Origin of the sequence: Actinoallomurus acaciae, assembly GCF_042429965.1 — a bacterium.
Taxonomy (GTDB): Bacteria; Actinomycetota; Actinomycetes; order Streptosporangiales; family Streptosporangiaceae; genus Actinoallomurus; species Actinoallomurus acaciae.
In genome coordinates, this window is record NZ_JBHLZP010000113.1 from 1 (window position 1) to 18,688 (window position 18,688).

General features: G+C 70.5%; 20 protein-coding genes. 8 read left to right on the forward strand and 12 right to left on the reverse strand.

Translation table 11 applies throughout. The features are described 5' to 3' along the window. Nucleotides 1–1,059: 1,059 nt before the first annotated feature. On the reverse strand, nt 1,060–1,836 hold the full coding sequence (locus ACFFNX_RS17195; protein ID WP_378202520.1) for a Fic family protein: 777 nt from the start codon (nt 1,834–1,836) through the stop codon (nt 1,060–1,062). A 142-nt stretch (nt 1,837–1,978) separates the two neighbouring features. Between ACFFNX_RS17195 and acs the strand changes: the two genes are divergently transcribed. The 4 genes from acs (at nt 1,979) to ACFFNX_RS17215 (ending at nt 6,008) form a co-directional block, all read left to right on the forward strand. Beyond that, nucleotides 1,979–3,946 carry an acetate--CoA ligase gene (acs, locus tag ACFFNX_RS17200; RefSeq protein ID WP_378202521.1) on the forward strand — a complete coding sequence of 656 codons (1,968 nt, stop codon included), beginning with the start codon at nt 1,979–1,981 and terminating at the stop codon, nt 3,944–3,946. Between the two features lie 219 nt (nt 3,947–4,165). After that, entirely contained in the window at nt 4,166–4,597 is a 432-nt protein-coding gene (locus ACFFNX_RS17205; RefSeq protein WP_378202524.1) for a phage holin family protein, read from the forward strand. 5 nt (nt 4,598–4,602) lie between these two features. Continuing rightward, nucleotides 4,603–5,520: an alpha/beta fold hydrolase gene (locus ACFFNX_RS17210; RefSeq protein WP_378202527.1), complete on the forward strand. Its 918-nt coding sequence runs from the start codon at nt 4,603–4,605 to the stop codon at nt 5,518–5,520. After that, nucleotides 5,520–6,008 carry a DUF309 domain-containing protein gene (locus ACFFNX_RS17215; protein ID WP_378202529.1) on the forward strand — a complete coding sequence of 163 codons (489 nt, stop codon included), beginning with the start codon at nt 5,520–5,522 and terminating at the stop codon, nt 6,006–6,008. Before ACFFNX_RS17210 ends, ACFFNX_RS17215 begins: the two co-directional genes overlap by 1 nt. A 24-nt stretch (nt 6,009–6,032) precedes the next feature. Here the strand turns inward: ACFFNX_RS17215 and ACFFNX_RS17220 are convergent, their stop codons facing one another. From ACFFNX_RS17220 to nth, 3 genes are all read right to left on the reverse strand, one after another. Beyond that, a complete protein-coding gene (locus ACFFNX_RS17220; RefSeq protein WP_378202532.1) occupies nt 6,033–7,229 on the reverse strand; it encodes a MarP family serine protease in 1,197 nt (398 codons plus the stop codon). 81 nt (nt 7,230–7,310) lie between these two features. Further along, a complete protein-coding gene (locus ACFFNX_RS17225; protein WP_378202535.1) occupies nt 7,311–7,976 on the reverse strand; it encodes an NUDIX hydrolase in 666 nt (221 codons plus the stop codon). Further along, nucleotides 7,973–8,713, reverse strand: a complete 741-nt coding sequence (gene nth, locus ACFFNX_RS17230) for an endonuclease III (protein WP_378202538.1) — start codon at nt 8,711–8,713, stop codon at nt 7,973–7,975. Before nth ends, ACFFNX_RS17225 begins: the two co-directional genes overlap by 4 nt. 181 nt (nt 8,714–8,894) lie before the next feature. On the opposite strand from nth, the gene ACFFNX_RS17235 reads away from it, so the two are divergent. Together ACFFNX_RS17235 and ACFFNX_RS17240 are read left to right on the forward strand one after the other, a co-directional pair. Continuing rightward, nucleotides 8,895–9,608: a Crp/Fnr family transcriptional regulator gene (locus ACFFNX_RS17235; RefSeq protein WP_378202541.1), complete on the forward strand. Its 714-nt coding sequence runs from the start codon at nt 8,895–8,897 to the stop codon at nt 9,606–9,608. A gap of 26 nt (nt 9,609–9,634) precedes the next feature. Continuing rightward, nucleotides 9,635–10,228, forward strand: a complete 594-nt coding sequence (locus ACFFNX_RS17240; RefSeq protein ID WP_378202544.1) for a hypothetical protein — start codon at nt 9,635–9,637, stop codon at nt 10,226–10,228. Nucleotides 10,229–10,251: 23 nt separating this feature from the next. Here the strand turns inward: ACFFNX_RS17240 and solA are convergent, their stop codons facing one another. The 7 genes from solA to ACFFNX_RS17275 are packed head-to-tail and all read right to left on the reverse strand — an operon-like array spanning nt 10,252 to nt 15,734. Then, complete coding sequence (gene solA / locus ACFFNX_RS17245; RefSeq protein WP_378202547.1) at nt 10,252–11,394, reverse strand: N-methyl-L-tryptophan oxidase; 1,143 nt, start codon at nt 11,392–11,394, stop codon at nt 10,252–10,254. A gap of 7 nt (nt 11,395–11,401) precedes the next feature. Continuing rightward, a complete protein-coding gene (locus tag ACFFNX_RS17250; RefSeq protein ID WP_378202550.1) occupies nt 11,402–12,163 on the reverse strand; it encodes an MBL fold metallo-hydrolase in 762 nt (253 codons plus the stop codon). A gap of 37 nt (nt 12,164–12,200) precedes the next feature. Then, nucleotides 12,201–13,037 carry an NUDIX hydrolase gene (locus ACFFNX_RS17255; RefSeq protein WP_378202553.1) on the reverse strand — a complete coding sequence of 279 codons (837 nt, stop codon included), beginning with the start codon at nt 13,035–13,037 and terminating at the stop codon, nt 12,201–12,203. Nucleotides 13,038–13,091: 54 nt separating this feature from the next. Next, on the reverse strand, nt 13,092–13,553 hold the full coding sequence (locus ACFFNX_RS17260) for a RidA family protein (RefSeq protein WP_378202556.1): 462 nt from the start codon (nt 13,551–13,553) through the stop codon (nt 13,092–13,094). Then, a complete protein-coding gene (gene sp36 / locus ACFFNX_RS17265) occupies nt 13,550–13,705 on the reverse strand; it encodes a Sp36 family protein (RefSeq protein ID WP_285584477.1) in 156 nt (51 codons plus the stop codon). Before sp36 ends, ACFFNX_RS17260 begins: the two co-directional genes overlap by 4 nt. 28 nt (nt 13,706–13,733) lie before the next feature. Next, complete coding sequence (locus ACFFNX_RS17270; RefSeq protein WP_378202560.1) at nt 13,734–14,690, reverse strand: TY-Chap domain-containing protein; 957 nt, start codon at nt 14,688–14,690, stop codon at nt 13,734–13,736. 54 nt (nt 14,691–14,744) lie between these two features. After that, the gene (locus tag ACFFNX_RS17275) at nt 14,745–15,734 is read right to left on the reverse strand and encodes a slipin family protein (RefSeq protein ID WP_378202563.1); all 990 of its coding nucleotides are present in this window, start codon (nt 15,732–15,734) and stop codon (nt 14,745–14,747) included. 125 nt (nt 15,735–15,859) lie between these two features. On the opposite strand from ACFFNX_RS17275, the gene bagA reads away from it, so the two are divergent. Both bagA and bagB read left to right on the forward strand, forming a co-directional pair. After that, the gene (bagA, locus tag ACFFNX_RS17280) at nt 15,860–16,855 is read left to right on the forward strand and encodes an ATPase BagA (protein ID WP_378202566.1); all 996 of its coding nucleotides are present in this window, start codon (nt 15,860–15,862) and stop codon (nt 16,853–16,855) included. Further along, complete coding sequence (gene bagB, locus ACFFNX_RS17285) at nt 16,852–17,991, forward strand: ATPase BagB (protein WP_378202569.1); 1,140 nt, start codon at nt 16,852–16,854, stop codon at nt 17,989–17,991. Before bagA ends, bagB begins: the two co-directional genes overlap by 4 nt. A 44-nt stretch (nt 17,992–18,035) precedes the next feature. On the opposite strand, the gene ACFFNX_RS17290 is transcribed toward bagB, so the two are convergent. Continuing rightward, entirely contained in the window at nt 18,036–18,344 is a 309-nt protein-coding gene (locus ACFFNX_RS17290; RefSeq protein WP_285584468.1) for a WhiB family transcriptional regulator, read from the reverse strand. Between the last annotated feature and the right edge of the window lie 344 nt (nt 18,345–18,688).

Consider the following 18,688-nt stretch of genomic DNA (forward strand, 5'->3'; position numbering starts at 1 on the left):
GCAACGAGGCAACGAGGCAACGAGGCAACGAGGCAACGAGGCAACGAGGCAACGAGGCAACGAGGCAACGAGGCAAGAGTGGCTGCCGTCGGAGGCGCCAGGCGAGCACGAAACCACACAAGCGCGACGCCGTGACCACAGGTGGACACTCCACCGACCGACCGCCCGCCAAGACCCGTACGAGGATCCGCCCAGGCGGCGTTCCCACGACACCCCGATACGGACGTCCGAAACGGAGCCCGCCCCCCGCAACGGAGCCACCCCCCAGACCGCCCCACCGGACACCCCACCGGAATGGCCGACGGAAAATGGCGGGAAACACCGAACGGCCTGCGGAAACGAGGCGACCCCCGCCGGGGGGGAGAGCGGGGGTCGCCACACGGTCCGGCTCTGGGGGGGTAGAGCCGGTCCCGTTTTTCCGAGGGAAGTCTGTTCGCCAACCTAAATCGGTAGACAGGCCATCGTCAGCAAGAACGTATACCTAGCTTCCACAGTGTATGCAGATTCGACATATGCTGCCCCATCACAGGCCGTTGCGTCGAGAGGCGTTCTATTTCCTGAAGCATCCAGGACACTGGCCCCCATGACATATTCGGACATACACCACCTGTGTCACAGCGTGAACACCGACCGCGAGTTCCGCAGCGTAGCGGACGAGTTCGCGCCGGTTCTGAACGCTCCTTGACCGAACCAGGCGGAACATAGATCACTCTAGGTAACCGCTTGACCCGAGGGTGGGAACGACACGCCCTTCCACCCCCACGAACACCATCACGGTGAACACCCGGCGAACGCCGCGTGCCGGACCGACCGCACAGGGCTTGTCAACTGCGAGAATTCGGCGTAGACAGGTCTCAAGGACGCAGTGTCCGAGCACGGCAGCCGGGCACCCACGCGCGACCAGCCTCGGTAGGCGTGTCGAGACGGGCTTGACCCGGTCCGACTGATGAAGGTGCACGCTTGGTAACCCGGTATGACGTGACGGCGAGCGACGTTCCCAACGGGAACGCCGCTCGCTTTGCCCGGCACCCCTCAATTTCCTAAATTCGGGCATTAAGCTCATCTGCGTGTGAATGCCTCGCAAACCGCCAAGGCGTCCCTGGCGCCAAGTGCGGTCGCCTCCGCACAGTGACGCACCCATTGCGCGACCCCCGACGGAGTGCCCGAGACATAGGCGCGGATCGCTTCGACATAAGCGGAGCCGAGCTCCACATGTCCCACTTCCGGCGCCGCCAGCGACTTCGGGTCCAGGCCCCGGTCGATCAGCGTCAGCCGGGCCGCCGCCCGCGCCACCAGACCGTCCGCCGAGCCGAACGGCCGCAGCGCCAGCAACTCCCCTTCGGCGATGGCGGCGACCACCAGCGCCGGCGCCTCGGTCGGCGTCGTCAGCAGGTCGCTCAGCGACGACAGCCGGTCCGTGACCTGCGACGGCGACGGCGGCGCCCCCAGCGACAGCGGGTCCGCGGCCTCGATCGACGCACGCGGACGCCCCAACTCTCCGGAGCCTAGGCCGGCGAGAACATGCAGCCGCGCCAGGGCCTGACGCGGCGCCACCCGCCACGTCGGGGCGAGCGACCCCAGTGACGCCGACACCCGCAGCGCCCCCTGGACCAGCGGATCCTCCACCAGCCCCGCCCGTACGTCCTCGAGCGGGGCCGGCACCCCCTCCAGCTCCGCGGACGCACGCGCACCGCGCAGGGCCGACTCCGCCGACACCTCCGCGCTCCGCCGCCGCAGAATGCGATGAGCGAGCAGGCGGTCCACCGCCTCCCGCGCCGAGGCGACGGCCTCGAAAACCCCGGGCAACCCCGCGACATGGGCAAATGGGTCGTTCATTCGGATGACCCTAATCGGCCGGCAGCGGGTACCCTGCGCGGGGCCCGGTAACACGGGTGGCTGCCCCTTGTCACCACCGGCGTCGAACTGCTGGAGTGGCTAGATAGACCACCGACTCACCCATTGGCTGAAGGAGCGCACCGTGGCGCAGGAACCCCCAACCGAAACCCTGTCCAACCTTCTTCAAGAGAGCCGGCGGTTCGCTCCTCCCGCGGAGCTGGCCGCGGCCGCCAACGTCACCGAAGCAGCGTACGGCGAAGCGGCGGCGGACCGTCTGGCTTTCTGGGAGAAGCAGGCGGAGCGGCTGCACTGGAACACCAAATGGGACAACGCACTCGACTGGTCGAACCCCCCGTTCGCCAAGTGGTTCACCGGCGGGCAGCTCAACGTCGCGTACAACTGCGTCGACCGCCACGTCGAGGCGGGCAACGGTGACAAGGTCGCCTACCACTGGGAGGGCGAGCCCGGCGACACGCGGACGATCACGTACGCCGACCTCAAGCGCGAGGTCGGCAAGGCCGCGAACGCCCTCATCGAGCTGGGCGTCAACAAGGGCGACCGCGTCGCGATCTACATGCCGATGATCCCGGAGACCGTGATCGCGATGCTGGCCTGCGCCCGGCTCGGCGCGCCGCACACCGTGGTCTTCGGCGGCTTCTCCTCCGACGCGCTGCGCAACCGCATCGAGGACTGCGGCGCCCACATCGTCATCACCGCCGACGGCGGATACCGCCGTGGCGCCGCGAGCGCCCTCAAGCCCGCCGTCGACGAGGCGATCGAGGGCCTCGACCACGTGCGCAACGTGCTCGTCGTACGCCGTACCGGTCAGGACGTGGCCTGGACGGACGGCCGCGACCTCTGGTGGCACGAGTTCGTCGACGGGCAGAGCGAGGAGCACGAGGCCCAGCCGCACGACGCCGAGCACCCGCTCTACGTCATGTACACCTCGGGCACCACGGCCAAGCCCAAGGGCATCCTGCACACCTCGGGCGGCTACCTCACCCAGGTCTCCTGGACGCACCACGCGGTCTTCGACCTCAAGCCGGACACCGACGTGTTCTGGACCGCGGCCGACATCGGCTGGGTGACCGGGCACTCCTACATCGTGTACGGGCCGCTGTCCAACGGCGCGACGAGCGTGATGTACGAGGGCACGCCCGACACGCCGCACAAGGGCCGATGGTGGGAGCTCGTCGAAAAGTACAAGGTCACCATCCTGTACTGCGCGCCCACCGCGATCCGCACCTTCATGAAGTGGGGCACGGAGATCCCGGCCCAGCACGACCTGTCCTCACTACGGCTCCTCGGCTCGGTCGGTGAGCCGATCAACCCCGAGGCGTACATCTGGTACCGCACCAACATCGGCGGCGACCGCACCCCCGTCGTCGACACGTGGTGGCAGACCGAGACCGGCGCGCTGATGATCTCTCCGCTGCCGGGCGTCACGCACGGCAAGCCCGGCGCCGCGATGCGCCCGCTGCCCGGCATCGACGCCGACGTGGTCGATGACCAGGGCAAGCCGGTGCCGGACGGCGGCGGCGGGTTCCTCGTGGTCAAGGAGCCGTGGCCCTCGATGCTCCGGACGATCTGGGGCGACGACGAGCGGTACGTCAAAACGTACTGGTCCCGGTTCGACGGGCTCTACTTCGCCGGCGACGGCGCGAAGAAGGACGAGGACGGCGACCTGTGGCTGCTCGGCCGCGTGGACGACGTCATGCTCGTCTCCGGCCACAACATCTCCACGACCGAGGTCGAGTCGGCGCTGGTGTCGAACCCGAAGGTCGCCGAGGCGGCGGTCGTCGGCGCGACCGACCCGACGACCACTCAGGCGATCGTCGCGTTCGTCATCCTGCGTGGCGACTCGATCGACGACGGCGACGCCCTGGTCGCCGAGCTGCGCGACCATGTGGCCAGGCACCTCGGCCCGATCGCGAAGCCGCGTCAGATCATGATCGTCCCCGAGCTGCCCAAGACACGCTCGGGCAAGATCATGCGCCGCCTGCTCCGCGATGTCGCCGAACACCGTTCGCTCGGCGACGTGACCACGCTGACGGACAGCACGGTCATGGACCTGATCAAGGAGAAGCTGCCCGCCCAGAAGGAAGACTAGGGACGCCGGTGGCGAGCCGGAACCCACGCGACACGGGAGGGCGCGGCCGGTCGGCCGCGCCCTCCCGCGCGTGTGCCGGGCCCTTACGGGGAATCCGAGAAGGGATGGTCACGACGCGTGACGCCGGACAGGACTAACCTCTGACTAGGCGGTCTTTGATCACTCCGGCCGCCGTCGCCCGCGCCCGGGGACACGTCGTCCCGTACGGAGAGGAGAACCATGACGGAGGTACGGTCCGACGGGCAGCTTGAGGACAAGTCGCTCGGTGAGCTGGTCGCCATCGCCACGGGAAGTGTCTCCCGCCTGGTCAAGTCCGAGATCGAGCTGGCCAAGCTCGAGCTCAAGGACGACGCCAAGAAGGCGGCCCTCGGCAGCACGCTGTTCGCCGTCGCGGGGCTCATCGGCGGCATCGTGGTGATCCTGCTGTCGATCGCCGCGGCGTACGGCCTGATGACGGCCGGCATCTGGAACTGGGCGGCCTTCCTCATCGTCGCCGGCGCGTACGTCGTGCTCGCCGCGATCCTCATCGGGATCGGGCTGTGGCGGATGAAGAAGATGACCGGCGTCAGCCGGACGCGCCGCACCATGAAGGACGACATCGCCATGCTGCGCCGCGGCGGCGACGAGTCCACGCCCGCCCTCACCGAGTAGCCGTCATGTCCGACGAATCCGCCGCCCTGATCGAGGGCCCCTGGCGGCATCGGTCGGTGAGCGCGGGCGGCACCCGCTTCCACGTCGCCGAGCTCGGCGACGGGCCGCTGGTCCTGCTCGCGCACGGGTTCCCCGAGTTCTGGTGGACCTGGCGCCGCCAGCTCGAGACGCTGGCCGCGGCGGGATACCGCGCGGCAGCCGTCGACCTGCGCGGGTACGGCGGAAGCGACAAGCCGCCGCGCGGATACGACCTGGTCACACTGGCGGGTGACGTCGCCGGGCTGGTGCGCTCGCTCGGCGAGGCGAACGCCACGGTGGTCGGCCACGACTGGGGCGGGCTGCTCGCCTGGACGATGGGCGTCTACTACCCCAAGGTCGTGCAGCGCCTCGTCACGGTCTCGACCCCCCATCCGCTGCGCCTGGGCCACTCGCTGCTGACCGACGTCCTCCACCAGGGCTGGGCGGCGCGCTACGCGCTCGGCTTCCAGCTGCCGATCACGCCCGAGAAACGCCTGATCAAGGACGATGCCGCCCTCGTGGGCGAGCTGCTGCGCGACTGGTCGGGGCCGGGCTGGCCGGACGCCCGCACCGAGGAGGTGTACCGCACCGCCTTCCAGATCCCGGCCGTCGCCCACTGCGCGCTGGAGTATCACCGCTGGACGGTCCGCTCGTTGCTGCGCCCGGACGGCATCCGATACTCCCGCCGCATGCGCGCCCCGATCCGCGTACCGGTGCTGCACCTGCACGGCGCGCTCGACCGTACGGTGCTGCCGCGCAGCGCGCAGGGCTCGGGCCGCTATGTGGAGGCGCCGTACCGCTGGAAGCTGATCGAGGGCGCCGGCCACTTCCCGCACGAAGAACGCCCCGAGAGCTTCGACGAGGAGCTCCTCGGCTGGCTGTCCGACCCGGAGCCCGACCGTTGATGGACCGCGACCGTGACCGCGACGAGGCGGGCCGGGCCCGCAGCGCCCGCCCCCGAGACGCGTACGGCCGCCCGCTCCCACGCGGCGCGCGTGGCGAGGAGCGGGTGCCGGACGACTACACGGCGCCGCCGGAAGAGGCCCTGGCCGAGGCGCAGCGCCTGCTCGACACCGACCGGCCGTTCCACGCGCACGAGGTGCTGGAGGCCGCCTGGAAGGCCGCCCCGGACCCGGAGCGCGAGCTGTGGAAGGGGCTGGCCCAGATGGCGGTCGGCTTCACGCACGTACGGCGCGGCAACGCCCAGGGCGCCCAGTCCCTGCTCCGCCGCGCCGCCGACCGCATCGCGGCCTACGACCCGGCCCCGTACGGCATCGCCACCATGCCGCTCGCGGCCCACGCCCGGCAGGTCGCCGACCGCATCGAACGTGACGGCCTGGACGCCGTGACCGACCAGGACCTGGCCCCGAGCCTCGGCGCGATCGTGTCATAGGCCGCAGGCGCGGCGACCGGTCATTCAGTCGGAGCAGGACTGCGTGGAGACCTCGTTGACCGCGTTCACGCCGGCCTGGGCGTCGGGGGCCACCTCGGCGGCGGTCAGGACGTACCCGGTGTCCTTGTTGTCCAGTGCGGCGGCGAAGACCACGCCGTACACCTTGCCGTTCGGCGCCAGGAGCGGTCCACCGGAGTTGCCCTGCTCGACCAGGGCCCGGATCGCGTAGATCTCGCGGGTGACCTGGCCGGAGTGGTAGATGTCCGGGCCGCGCGCCTTCTGCTTCGCCCGGATGCGCGCCGGGCGGGTGGTGAAGGGGTGGTTCTTCGGGAAGCCGGCCACCACGGCGTCGTCGCGCGTGTGGGCCGTGCCGTCGAACTTCAGCGTCGGCAGGGACAGGCCCGGCACGTCGAGGATGGCCACGTCGCGCTTGTAGTCGTACAGCACGACCCGGCCGCTGAACGTGCCGCTGCCCATGGTGAACACCCGAGGGTTGGAGTCGACGCCGGCGACCACGTGGGCGTTGGTCATCACGCGGCCCGGGGCATACACGAAGCCGGTGCCCTCGATCTTGCGCTGGCAGCTGCGCGCGGTACCGATGATCTTGACGATGCTCTTGCGTGCCTGGCGCAGCTCGGGGGTGTTGAGGATCTTGTCGTCGGGGGGCGGCACGTCGACGACCGACTCGCCGCCGAGCCCGCCGAAGACCTGCGGGAAGCCGGTCTTGGAGACGAACCCGCGGAAGGAGGAGAACCAGGTCTCGGCCTGGTCGGGCATGAAGGTGTTCACGCCGTGCAGGACGGTGGAGTCCTTGACCTGGGTACGCAGCCACACGAACGGCGAGGTGACCAGCGCGCTGCCGATCAGCCAGGCGACGACCAGGAGGGCGACGCCGCTGACGCATGCGCCGCCGACCGCGTCGACGCTGCGGGCGGAGTCCCAGGTCACGCGGCTGCGCAGGGCGGAGCCCACCGAGGAGGCCAGCAACTGGCCCAGCGTCGCGGTGAGGAACGGGATCACGATCGCCAGCAGTGCCTGCTGGGCCGGGCCGTCGACGACCGCCTTGACGATCGGCGGCGCGATGAGCATGCCGAGGATGACGCCGCCGACAAAGCCCACGAAGCTCAGCGAACCGACGATGAAGCCCTGCCGGTAACCCGAGATCGCGAACAGAACGACGAGCGCCAGAAGAATCAGATCGAGAAGGTGATCGCCCAGCACTGGTTCACCGTATAGCGGAAAGGCCGTCGCGTACGTCGCCTCCGCGGACCAGATCCGCTCCGGCGGGATACGTACGCGGGACTACTCGCGTGTGGCGAGATCGATGACCTCGGGCGGAAGCTCTTCGATGCGGCTTTTGTCCCATGGGAGCTCCCATCCTCCGACCTGAAGAACACGGTGGAGGATTCCGGCGGTGAATCCCCATACGAGCATGCCGCGCGCGCGGAAGGCGGGCCCCAGGTGTCCGGCCGGGCCGCGGATCCGCAGCCGGTTGGCCGGATCGGCGAGCTCGGCGATCGGCACCCGGGCGACCGAGGCGACCTCCCCGGGGTCGCCGGCGGCGATCGCGGACGGCTCGCGCCACCAGGCGAGCACGGGGGTCACGCGGTAACCGCTGTGGGAGACGTACAGCTCGGGCATGGTCGCCAGCGGGGCCACGCCGCCGGGGTTCAGGCCGGTCTCCTCGACCGCCTCGCGCAGTGCCGCGCCGACCGGCCCGCCGTCGCCGACGTAGATGCCGCCGCCCGGGAAGGCCGGCTGCCCGGCGTGCTTGCGCAGCGTGTCGGCGCGCTGAAGAAGCAGCAGGTCGGGCCCCTCCGGACCCTCACCGAACAGGATGAGGACCGCGGCGGCGCGCGCACCGTTGGCGGGCGGCCGCAACTGCTCGGGCACCTCCGTGGCGGGCGCCTCGGCCACGAAGGTGCGCAGCCACTCCGGGCAGTCCGGAACGTCGAAGGCGCGGGTCACGAGAACGGACCCGGCCGGACCAGCTTGCTCGCCGTCTTCTCATCCGTCGGCCCCTCGCCGAACGAGGGGCACAGGGGGGCGAGCGGGCAGGCACCGCAGGCGGGGCGCCGCGCGTGGCAGATCCGGCGGCCGTGCCAGATCAGCCGGTGCGACAAGATCGTCCAGTCCTTGCGCGGGATCAACTCACCGACCTCGTACTCGATCTTGACCGGGTCGGTCTCGGTGGTCCAGCGAAACCGCCGGACCAGCCGGGAGAAGTGCGTGTCGACGGTGATGCCGGGCACGTCGAAGGCGTTGCCGAGCACGACGTTCGCGGTCTTGCGCCCCACCCCGGGCAGCTTGACCATCTCCTCGAGCGTCCGGGGCACCTCTCCGCCGAAGTCATCCCGGATCGCCGCGGACAACCCCATGACGGACTTGGTCTTGGCGCGGAAGAACCCGGTCGGCTTGAGGATCCCCTCGACGTCTTCCGGGTTGGCGGCGGCCAGATCGTCGGGTGTGGGGTACTTGGCGAACAACTCCGGGGTGGTGAGGTTGACCCGCTTGTCGGTGGTCTGCGCCGACAGCACCGTGGCGACCAGAAGCTGGAAGGGGTTCTCGAAGTTCAACTCGCAGTGAGCGTCGGGGTAGGTCTCGGCCAGCACCCGGTTGATCTTCCGCGCCCGCCGCACGAGCCCCAGACGCGTCTCCGACTGCCACTTGCGGGCTCGCGCTCGTGGTGTCACATCCGTCGCCATGCCTGCCAGGGTAGAGCGTCGGGACGGGAACGCGGCCACGGTTCCGCATCCCACCTGGGCCGAGTGTCCCAAGGGGCGATTGGTACGAACCGGACGGCGGTCCTCCCTGGTCGGCACGGATGGAACGTGAGAGTAAAAAGGGGGGCCGCGTCACGTTCACACTGCGACGTGCGTCACACTTATGGTCGTAGGTTACCGAGGAGGAAACGTGAACGACCGCGACGTCGAGGTGCTCGGCCGCGCGCCGCTCTTCGAGGCGCTGGACGAAGAGGGAGCCAGGGCGCTGCGCGCGACGGTCACCGAGGTGCACCTGTCACGTGGTCAGACGCTGTTCTCCGAGGACCAGGAGGGCGATCGCCTCTACGTGATCCTCGAAGGCAAGATCAAGCTTACCCGCACCGCCCCCGACGGCCGGGAGAACCTCCTCAGCGTGTTGGGGCCGAGCGAGATGTTCGGCGAGCTGTCCCTGTTCGACCCGCGGCCTCGTACGGCGAGCGCGATCGCGGTGACCGAGGGGCGGCTGGCCGCGCTGAGCCACAGCGACCTGTGGCCGTTCCTCAAGGGCCACCCCGAGATCGGCATCCACCTCCTGCGCGCGCTGGCCCAGCGGCTGCGCCGCACCAACGAGATCATGGCCGACCTGGTCTTCACCGACGTCCCGGGCCGGGTCGCCAAGGCCCTGCTCGACCTGGCGGAGCGCTTCGGCCAGCCCACCGAGACCGGTCTGCACGTCCACCACGACCTGACCCAGGAAGAGCTGGCCCAGCTCGTCGGCGCCTCCCGCGAGACGGTCAACAAGGCGCTGGCCGACTTCGCCCAGCGCGGCTGGCTCCGCATCGAGGCCCGCGCCGTTCAGGTCCTCGACATCGAACGTCTTCGCAAGCGCTCCCGCTGACCGGGCGCGCCGCCTCAGCTCCAGAGATGGGGATCCAGGTGTCGGAGTTCGTCGTCGAGGCCGACCCGGACGCGGTGGCGAGGACGCGAGGCGCCCTCCTGCGTTCCAAGCGCCGTTCCGCGTGGACCACCGCGGTAGGAGGCTGCCTCGTCCTGGGCATCGCGGTCGGCACGACGGCGATCGCGGGACTTGGCCTGGTCACACTGCCGATGGCCGGGCAGGTGGTCGGGGGGCTGATCCTGGTGGCCGATTCCCGGAGGCAGTTCACCGCGGTCCGGCGCATGCAGGCGACCTGGGCGGCCATCGGCATCCCGCAGGAGGTACTCCACCTGTCCGCGGCCGGGCTTCGCTGCCGGGTCGATGTCGCGCCCGCGCCCTGTTTTCTCCCCTGGCCCAGCGTCGCGAAGGTCAGCCTGCATGGCGGGCGGTTGTTCGCCGTCGAACTCGCGCCGGGCGTCACGGCGGCCACACCGGGCGTGAGCGGACTCGACCAGCCCGAGGTCCGACGCGCACTGCGCCGTCGCGCGCTCCGCTTTCCCCTCGGCTCACTGCGCCGACCGCCGGAGGAGATCGACCGAGCGCTCACCGCGTTCACCGCGGGCCGACTGCGGATCCACTGACGCCGTCACCCGCTGAGGGGGGTTCAAAAGCGCCCGGGGTCGAGAAAGTCCACGGCGCAGTAGGGATCCTCGCCGGTCACCAGCTGGGCGAGCAGCTCGCCGATGCCGGCCGCGTGTTTGAAGCCGTGCCCGCTGTCCCCACCCGCGACGACGAGGCGGGACCGGCCGGGAACCCGCCCGACCACGAACTGGCCGTCCGCCGAGTCCGTCACCATGCACGGGATGACCTTCGCCGGCCGCGGGTCCAGCCCCGGGAACGCCGCCGCGACGACGGAGGACAGCTCGTCGATGTCGCGGCCCGGGTGGATGTAGCGGTCGAGCTCCTCCGGGTCGACGGCTTCCTGCGGCTCGTCGCGGTCCAGGCCGACCTTGACGCCGAAGTCCTCATCCGAGCCGTGCCCCCACAGCCCGTCGCCGTTCTCCCGTCGCCAGATGAACGCGGGAAAGCGCGCGAGGGTGAAGTCCCGCGACGCCGGGTCGCGCGGCGCGAACCAGTACATCGGCGTGCGCCGCGGCCGGAGCGGCAGGCCGGGCACGAGCGTGCCCAGCCACGCGCCGGCCGCCACGACCACCTGTGCCGCGCGGAGGGCGACCGTCGGCGTCCGTACGGTGACGCCGTCGTCGTCGGCCTCGATCCCGGTGACCATCGTGTGCGGGTAGACGTCGGCGCCCAGCGCTCGCGCGGCGGCGACGTGGGCCCGTACGTTCCGCTCGGGGTAGCAGATCCCCGCCCCCGGGTCCCACACGGCGACGTCCCCGGGCGCGAGGCCCGCGTACTGCGGCTGCCGCGCGATCAGCTCGTCGTGGCTCAGGGACGAGACGGGCACCCCCGCGGCCGCGGCGGCCTCCAGCGAGCCGCGTACCGGCCGGCTGTCCGGCGCGCCGGTGCTCAGGCAACCGGTCTGGCGTACGAGCGTCTCACCGGTCTGTTCGCCCAGCGACGTCCAGAGCGCGAGCGTCTTCAGCGCGATCGGCGGCAGGCCGGGATGCTCCTGGCACGCGATGCGGAACAACCGGGTCTGACCGTGCGAGGAGCCCAGGTGGTGGCCGATGGCCTGGCGTTCGACGCCGGCGACGTCGACGCCCCGGTGGGCGAGCCGCCACAGCGCCGCCGAGCCGAACGCCCCCAGGCCGACCACGACGACGTCCTTGTGCAGCGTCTCCATCAGGCCGTCAGGCTCCGCGTTCGGCGAGGTAGTCCAGCTGCGCCCGTACCGACGCCTCGGCGACCGGCCACAGGGAGCGGTCCACGTCGGCGTACACCCGCTCCACCACCTCCCGGGCCGTACGGGCGCCGGCGGCGAGGGCGTCCTCGACCTGCCGGAGGCGTTCGCGGCGGTGGGCGATGTAGTAGTCCAGCGCGCCCACCGGGTCGTCGAGCTTCGCCCCGTGGCCCGGCAGGATCACCCGCGTGCCTTCGGCCATCGCGCGCAGGCGGTCGAGGGAGGCCAGGTAGTCGCCCAGGTGGTGCACCACCGTGGTCCCCCGGCCCAGGACGGTGTCGCCGGTCAGCACCGCCTCGTCGGCGGGCAGCCAGAATGTCAGCGAGTCCGGCGTGTGCCCCGGCGTCTGCATGACCCGCAGCTCCAGGCCGTCCAGCTCCACCACGTCGCCCTCGGCCAGGCCCTCCTCGCCGAGCCGGAGGGCGGGGTCCAGCGCGCGTACGGGCACCCCGCCCACCATGTCGGCGAACGTGCGGGCGCCCTCCGCGTGGTCCGGATGGCCGTGGGTGAGCAGCACGAGTGCCACCGGGCCCGCCGCCTCGGCGACCCGGCGCAGGTGCGGCGCGTCCTCCGGACCCGGGTCGATGACGAGGGAGCGCGCCGCGCCCGGCTCGCGCAGCACCCAGGTGTTGGTGCCGTCGAGGGTCATCTCCGAAGGGTTCGGTGCCAGGACGCAGAAGGCCCGCTCAGTGCCCATACCGTCGATGCTCATCGGTCGCTCGCCCTCCTCACTCGCGGTCGCTCCGTGCTCAAAGCGTCACCCCTTCCGGCATGACCAGGAACACGCCCTCATCGACGACACGGGCGGAGGGGACTCGCGGGCTGATCGTACGGCGGGCCGCCAGCACGTCCGCCACGGAGCCGTACGCCGCCAGTTCGGCCAGCGTCGCCAGTGTCGGCGGGAGCATCGGCATGTCACCCCGCCGGGCGGCGTCCGCCGCTTCGCCCGGGCGGACCCACAGGACCCGGTCGGACTCGGTGCTGACGTCGCGGGCGTGCTGGCCCTCTGGAAGCGCGGCGACGAAGAACCTCGTGTCGTAGCGGCGTTCCTCGATCTCCGGTGTGATCCAGTGCGCCCACGGGCGCAGCAGGTCGCCGCGGAGCACGAGGCCGCGCCGGGCGAGCAGCTCGGCCAGCGACGACGACCGGTCCAGCAGCGCCTCCCGGTCGGCCTCCCAGTCGTCGGCGCTGGTGTCGGGCACGATGGCGTCCTCGGCCGGGCCGGCCAGCAGCACGCCGGACTCCTCGAACGTCTCGCGCACGGCGGCGCAGACGAGCTCGCGGGCGATCGTCTCGGTGGCGCCGAACGCAGCGCCCCACTCGGCCGGGGACGGCCCGGCCCAGCCGATCGTGACGTCGCCGTCGCGCCGGTCGACCGAGCCTCCGGGGAAGACGTGGGCACCCGGCGCGAACTTCATCGACGACACCCGTCGCAGCAGGTAGACGAGGAGCCCGTCCGGGGAGTCGCGGAGGAGGATCACGGTGGAGGCATCGCGTGGCGCGGCCACCTCCACCCTGCCCTCGCTGATGTCTCGTGCGCGTTCGGCCAGCCCGTCGGGTAGCCGGAAGCCGGATGCGTCCGCCACGGCGCCTCCTCGCTCAGGACGATCCCCTGCCGGCAGGGGCGTACCGTCCGAAAGCTATTCGACTTCGGCGATCAGCTCTACCTCGACCGGGGCGTTCCGCGGCAGCACCGCGACGCCGACCGCGCTGCGCGCGTGCCGGCCCGCGACGCCGAACACCTCGCCGAGCAGGTCACTCGCTCCGTTGATCACCTGCGGCTGGCCGTAGAAGTCCGGAGCGCTGGCCACGAACCCGACGACCTTGACGATGCGCCGTACACGCGACAGGTCGCCCACCTCGGCCCGTACGGCGGCGATGGCGTTGAGCGCGCAGATCTTGGCCAGCTCGGCGGCGCGCTCAGGGTCGATCTCCGCGCCCACCTTGCCGGTGGCGACCAGCTCGCCCTTGACGACCGGCAGCTGCCCCGAGGTGAAGACGTGCGCGCCCGTACGCGCCGTCGGCACGTAGGAGGCCAGCGGCGCGACGACGTCGGGGATCTCCAGCCCGAGCGCGGCGATCCGCTCCTCAGGCGTGGTCATGCCTTCTCCCGCTTCAGGTAGGCGACGAGGTTCTCGGGGTTGGGACCCGGGATGACGGTGACGAGCTCCCAGCCGTCGTCGCCCCAGTTGTCGAGAATCTGCTTGGTGGCGTGCACCAGCAGCGGCACGGTCGCATATTCGTAGCGTGTCATGAGCGGCACTCTAACCGTCCCGACGGCGTCACTCCGGCCACAGGCCCAGCTCCACACCGATGTGGTCCGGGTCCTCCCGGGGCCCGTTGCGGAACGTGCTGAACCGCAGCTCCGCCGGGGACGCACAGCCGAGTGCCCGCAGCGCCTCGACGGCCTGCTCGGCCAGCGGTCCGGTGTCCGCCCACACCACGGGCTCGCCGAGCGTCCAGTCCGCGACATCCGGATAGTGCTGTTGGGGTCGCCAGCCGATCTCGAACATCCGCCGCTCGCGGTCGGTTATCTTCTCGCCCGGCTGGGGCAGAGACGCCGGATCGAGCTCGGGGTCGAGCGCGCTGGTCGCGATGGTGCCGTTGTGGGAGTGGGTCATGAACTGCACCGTCGTCCGGGGCTGAGCGGAATCGCGGATGAGCACGGCGGCGCCGGTCGGCAGGGTCTGCAGCACCCAATCCAGCCGCCGGCACAGGTCCGCCCAGTCGGTGCACTCCTCGGCGGCGCCCCGCCTCGAGGGCCGCTCGTCCCGGTGCCGGAGCGCGTACGGCACGGCGAAGGGGCCGTCGTCGCCCCACGCCCAGCAGCGCACCCGGTCCTCCTCCACGGCGAGCACGTCACGCAGCGCTGAGATGACGCTCTCCGCCCGGCCCGTGAGGAACTCCCCCTCCTCCGCGTACCAGGTCCAGCTGATGCACCAGGTCGGCATGATCGGTGAGGTGCCGCTGCTCTCCAGGGCCCATCCCAGCGCCTTGAGGCGCTCTTCCTGGTCGCCGGACAGCCCGCGGGCATCGAAGATCTCCGCGACGACGTAGCGGTCCATGAACCGGCTGAGCATGACGTACGCCCCGGTCGCCGGGTCGCCCAGCCGGATGCGGTCGCCGGCGTCATAGCCGTCGCCGAAGAACCGGGTCACCTCCGGGGCGCCGTCCGCCGTACTGTGCGCCCTGGCGAGGACGTCCCAGACCGACCCGCCGGTTTCCGCAATGGAGTTCATGCGGCAATTCTGGCGGCGGCCTCCACCATGATTTCCGGAAATTCCGGACTTTGCTCAGGCCGGACCGTCCAGGTTCGGGGTCTGCGGAGACTGGTCCTGAGGCGCCTCGATCCCCGGGTGCCCGACGGGCGCGTCGGACTCCAGGCCCGGCACGGGCGGAACGTCCTCCGCCGAGCTGATCGAGGAGGGTTCGTCGGCCTTGGCGAGGTCCTCCTCGGCCTTGGCCAGCCGCTCGGCCAGGTCGGGCCGGTGCCCCTCGACGCGCTGCGGTTGGTCGCCGCCGCCGGCCGCGCGGTCGAAGAACCGCAGCATCTCAACGGGGAAGGGCATGACCAGGGTGCTGTTCTTCTCGGCCGCGACCTCGACGACGGTCTGCAACAGGCGGAGCTGGAGGGACGCCGGGTCCTGGGCCATGACCTCGGCCGCGGCGGCGAGCCGCTTGGACGCCTGGAACTCACCGTCGGCGGTGATGATGCGCGCCCGCCGCTCCCGTTCGGCCTCGGCCTGACGGGCCATCGAGCGCTTCATGCCCTCCGGCAGCGACACGTCCTTGATCTCGACCCGCTGGACCTTGATCCCCCAGGGGGCCTCGGTGGCCTGGTCCATGATCCGCTGCAGCTCGGTATTGATCGTCTCGCGTTCGGACAGGAGCTGCTGCATGTCCGCCTGGCCGATGACGGACCGCAGGGACGTCTGCGCCACCTGGGAGACCGCCCAGTTGTAGTTCTGCACGTTGATGATGGCCTTGACCGGATCGATCACCCGGAAGTAGACCACCGCGTCGACGCGCACGCTCACGTTGTCCTGTGTGATCCCCTCCTGAGCGGGCACACCCATGGCGACCGTCTGCATATTGACCTTGGTCATCCGGTCGATCATGGGAAAGATCAAGGTCAGCCCGGGCGCGCGGAAGTGCGACTGCACCCGGCCGAGGCGGAACACCACGCCACGCTCGACCTGCTGCACGACCTTCACGGACGAGATGACGATGAGCAATACGAAGAATGCGAGGACGCACAGGAGAATGATCGCCGCTTCAGCCACGAGGCTCACCTTTCTAACGGCCACTTCCCTCTATGTCCGACACTAGTCCTTCGGGTGGCAGGCGTGTCAGACGTCACTTGCACTCGCCGGGAGCGGCCCCCGAACCGGACGATAGCCTCGCAAGAGTGAGGGCGAGAGACACCGATTGGGACGGCGTGCGCCTGCACGTGGTCACCGGCAAGGGTGGCACCGGAAAGACGACGGTCGCCGCCTCGCTCGCGCTGGCCCTGGCCGCCGGGGGCCGCAAGGTCCTGCTCATCGAGGTCGAGGGACGCCAGGGCATCGCTCAGTTGTTCGATTGCCCGCCGCTGCCGTACGAGGAGCGCAAGGTGGCGGTCGCGCCCGATGGCGGCGACGTGTACGCCCTGGCGGTCGACCCCGAAGAGGCGATGCTCGAATACCTCGAGATGTTCTACAACCTGCGCCGGGCCGGCAAGGCGCTCACCCGCCTCGGCCTCGTCGACTTCGCCACGACGATCGCCCCCGGCCTACGGGACGTCCTGCTCACCGGCAAGGCCAGCGAGGCCGTGCGCCGCAAGGACAAACAGGGCCGCTTCATCTACGACGCCGTCGTGATGGACGCTCCGCCGACCGGCCGCATCAGCCGTTTCCTCAACGTGAACGCCGAGGTCGCCGGGCTCGCCAAGGTCGGGCCGATCCGGCATCACGCCGACACGGTGATGAAGGTCATGCGCAGCCCCGAGACCGCCGTGCACTTCGTCACGCTCCTGGAGGAGATGCCCGTCCAGGAGACGGTCGACGGCATCGCCGACCTGCGCCAGATCGGCCTTCCCGTCGGCGGCCTGATGATCAACATGGTCCGGCCGCCGATGCTGCCCGAGGCCGACCTCGCCGCCGCGCTCACCGACGAGCTGGACCTCGAGTCGATCCGCATGGGCGTCAAGGCGGCCGGCGTCGAGGACGACGCCGCCGAGATCGCCCAGGCGCTCGCCGCCGAGGCCGCCGACCACGCGCGGCGTACGACCTTGCAAGGACGCGAGATGGCCCGGCTCGCCGACGCCGACGTGCCGCAGTACGAGCTGCCGCACCTCAGCGACGGCATGGACCTGGCCGGGCTGTACGAACTCGCCGAGGAGCTCAGAAGGCAGGGTGCGGCGTGAAGGTCTCCCCGGTGTTCGACATCGACACCCTCATCGACGATCCCGACACGAAGATCATCGTGTGCTGCGGGTCCGGCGGCGTGGGCAAGACCACGACCGCGGCGGCCGTCGGCGTACGCGCGGCCGAGCGCGGCCGTGACGTCGTCGTGCTCACGGTCGACCCGGCGCGGCGGCTCGCGCAGGCGCTCGGCCTGACCGAACTGGACAACACCCCACGCGCGGTCGAGGGTGCCGAGGGCGACCTCTACGCGATGATGCTCGACATGAAGCGCACCTTCGACGAGATCGTCGAGGCGCACTCCGAGCCCGAACGCGCCCAGCAGATCCTGGCCAACCCCTTCTACCAGTCGCTGTCCTCGAGCCTGTCCGGCACGCAGGAGTACATGGCGATGGAGAAGCTCGGCCAGCTACACCGCTCCGGTGACTGGGACCTCATCGTCGTGGACACTCCGCCGTCGCGTTCGGCGCTGGACTTCCTCGACGCGCCCGAGCGCATGGGCCGATTCCTCGACGGGCGGCTCATCAGGCTGCTGATGGCACCGGCCAAGGCCGGCGGACGGTTCGGGATGAAGGTGGTGACCGCCGGGTTCGGCATGTTCACCAGCGTCATCACCAAGGTGCTCGGCGGTCAGCTGATCCGCGACATGCAGACGTTCGTGCTGGCCTTCGACACGATGTTCGGCGGCTTTCGCGAGCGGGCCGAGCAGACGTACAAGCTGCTCCAGGCGCCGGGCACGGCGTTTCTCGTCGTGGCCGCCCCCGAACCCGACGCGCTGCGCGAGGCGTCGTACTTCGTGGAGCGGCTCGCCGAGGAGCACATGCCGATGGCCGGTCTGGTGGTCAACCGCGTGCACCGCTCGGACGCCTCGCACCTGTCGGCGGTGCGCAGCCAGGCAGCCGCCGAGACGCTGGAGGCGCGCGGTAGTCACCAGCTGACCGCGTCGCTGCTGCGGCTGCACGCCGAGCGCATGCACATCACCGCGCGAGAGACGCGGCTGCGGGAGAGCTTCACCTCATCGCACCCGAACGTGCCGGTCGCGACCGTCGGCGCCATGGCCGAGGACGTGCACGACCTGGAGGGTCTGCGCGCCATCGGCAGCGACCTCGCCGGTGAGCCCACCGAGTCTGTGGCATGACGATGGCCTGACCGCCGTCGTCGGCGGCCAGGCCGGGCGATGCATCAGCTCGCGACGAGCTCTTCCTCTGGATCCTGAGACCGCTCGTACTGCTCCTTGGCGGTCTCAAGCAGCTCACGCCACGACGTAACGTCGGGACGCCGACGCAGCAGCGCACGCCGCTCACGCTCGGTCATGCCGCCCCACACACCGAACTCGATGCGATTGTCGAGGGCGTCCGCGAGACACTCGGTGCGCACTGGGCAGCCACGGCAGATCAGCTTCGCCCGGTTCTGAGCGGCGCCCTGCACGAACAACGCGTCGGGATCCGCGTTACGGCAGGCGGCGCGGGCGGTCCAATCAGTGATCCACATCTTGGCCCCACTCCCCTTGGTCGGTTGTCGTTGCGAGCCCAGGCCGGACGAGCGCGGACGTCAGGCCGCCATACGAAAGCCGTGGGGAAGAACTTACGGAACGACGGGAGGATTCAACAGTCCCCGATGGGCCCATTCTCGAAATAGCCCCTCCGGGCCATCCGACGGCAGGGAACTAGTCATCCGTCTGCGGTGACCTGTGCCAAATGTACGTCTCGTCCCGCGTAACCTATGTTGCGTGATGGGTGCGAGGGAAGATCAAGAGCGCGTGATCGTCAAGCTGTTGCGTCTGTTGGGGGCGGCTGCGTTCGCGGGGGTGCTGGTCGGTCTTTTGGCCCTTCCGG

What these genes read in the sequence shown, in the direction of transcription:
- ACFFNX_RS17195 (WP_378202520.1), bottom strand. Translation starts at nt 1,836, where the DNA reads ATGAACGACCCATTTGCCCATGTCGCGGGGTTGCCCGGGGTTTTCGAG.
- ACFFNX_RS17205 (WP_378202524.1), top strand. Translation starts at nt 4,166, where the DNA reads ATGACGGAGGTACGGTCCGACGGGCAGCTTGAGGACAAGTCGCTCGGT.
- ACFFNX_RS17210 (WP_378202527.1), top strand. Translation starts at nt 4,603, where the DNA reads ATGTCCGACGAATCCGCCGCCCTGATCGAGGGCCCCTGGCGGCATCGG.
- ACFFNX_RS17215 (WP_378202529.1), top strand. Translation starts at nt 5,520, where the DNA reads ATGGACCGCGACCGTGACCGCGACGAGGCGGGCCGGGCCCGCAGCGCC.
- nth (WP_378202538.1), bottom strand. Translation starts at nt 8,713, where the DNA reads ATGGCGACGGATGTGACACCACGAGCGCGAGCCCGCAAGTGGCAGTCG.
- ACFFNX_RS17235 (WP_378202541.1), top strand. Translation starts at nt 8,895, where the DNA reads ATGGTCGTAGGTTACCGAGGAGGAAACGTGAACGACCGCGACGTCGAG.
- ACFFNX_RS17240 (WP_378202544.1), top strand. Translation starts at nt 9,635, where the DNA reads ATGGGGATCCAGGTGTCGGAGTTCGTCGTCGAGGCCGACCCGGACGCG.
- solA (WP_378202547.1), bottom strand. Translation starts at nt 11,394, where the DNA reads ATGGAGACGCTGCACAAGGACGTCGTCGTGGTCGGCCTGGGGGCGTTC.
- ACFFNX_RS17250 (WP_378202550.1), bottom strand. Translation starts at nt 12,163, where the DNA reads ATGAGCATCGACGGTATGGGCACTGAGCGGGCCTTCTGCGTCCTGGCA.
- ACFFNX_RS17260 (WP_378202556.1), bottom strand. Translation starts at nt 13,553, where the DNA reads ATGACCACGCCTGAGGAGCGGATCGCCGCGCTCGGGCTGGAGATCCCC.
- sp36 (WP_285584477.1), bottom strand. Translation starts at nt 13,705, where the DNA reads ATGACACGCTACGAATATGCGACCGTGCCGCTGCTGGTGCACGCCACC.
- ACFFNX_RS17270 (WP_378202560.1), bottom strand. Translation starts at nt 14,690, where the DNA reads ATGAACTCCATTGCGGAAACCGGCGGGTCGGTCTGGGACGTCCTCGCC.
- ACFFNX_RS17290 (WP_285584468.1), bottom strand. Translation starts at nt 18,344, where the DNA reads ATGTGGATCACTGATTGGACCGCCCGCGCCGCCTGCCGTAACGCGGAT.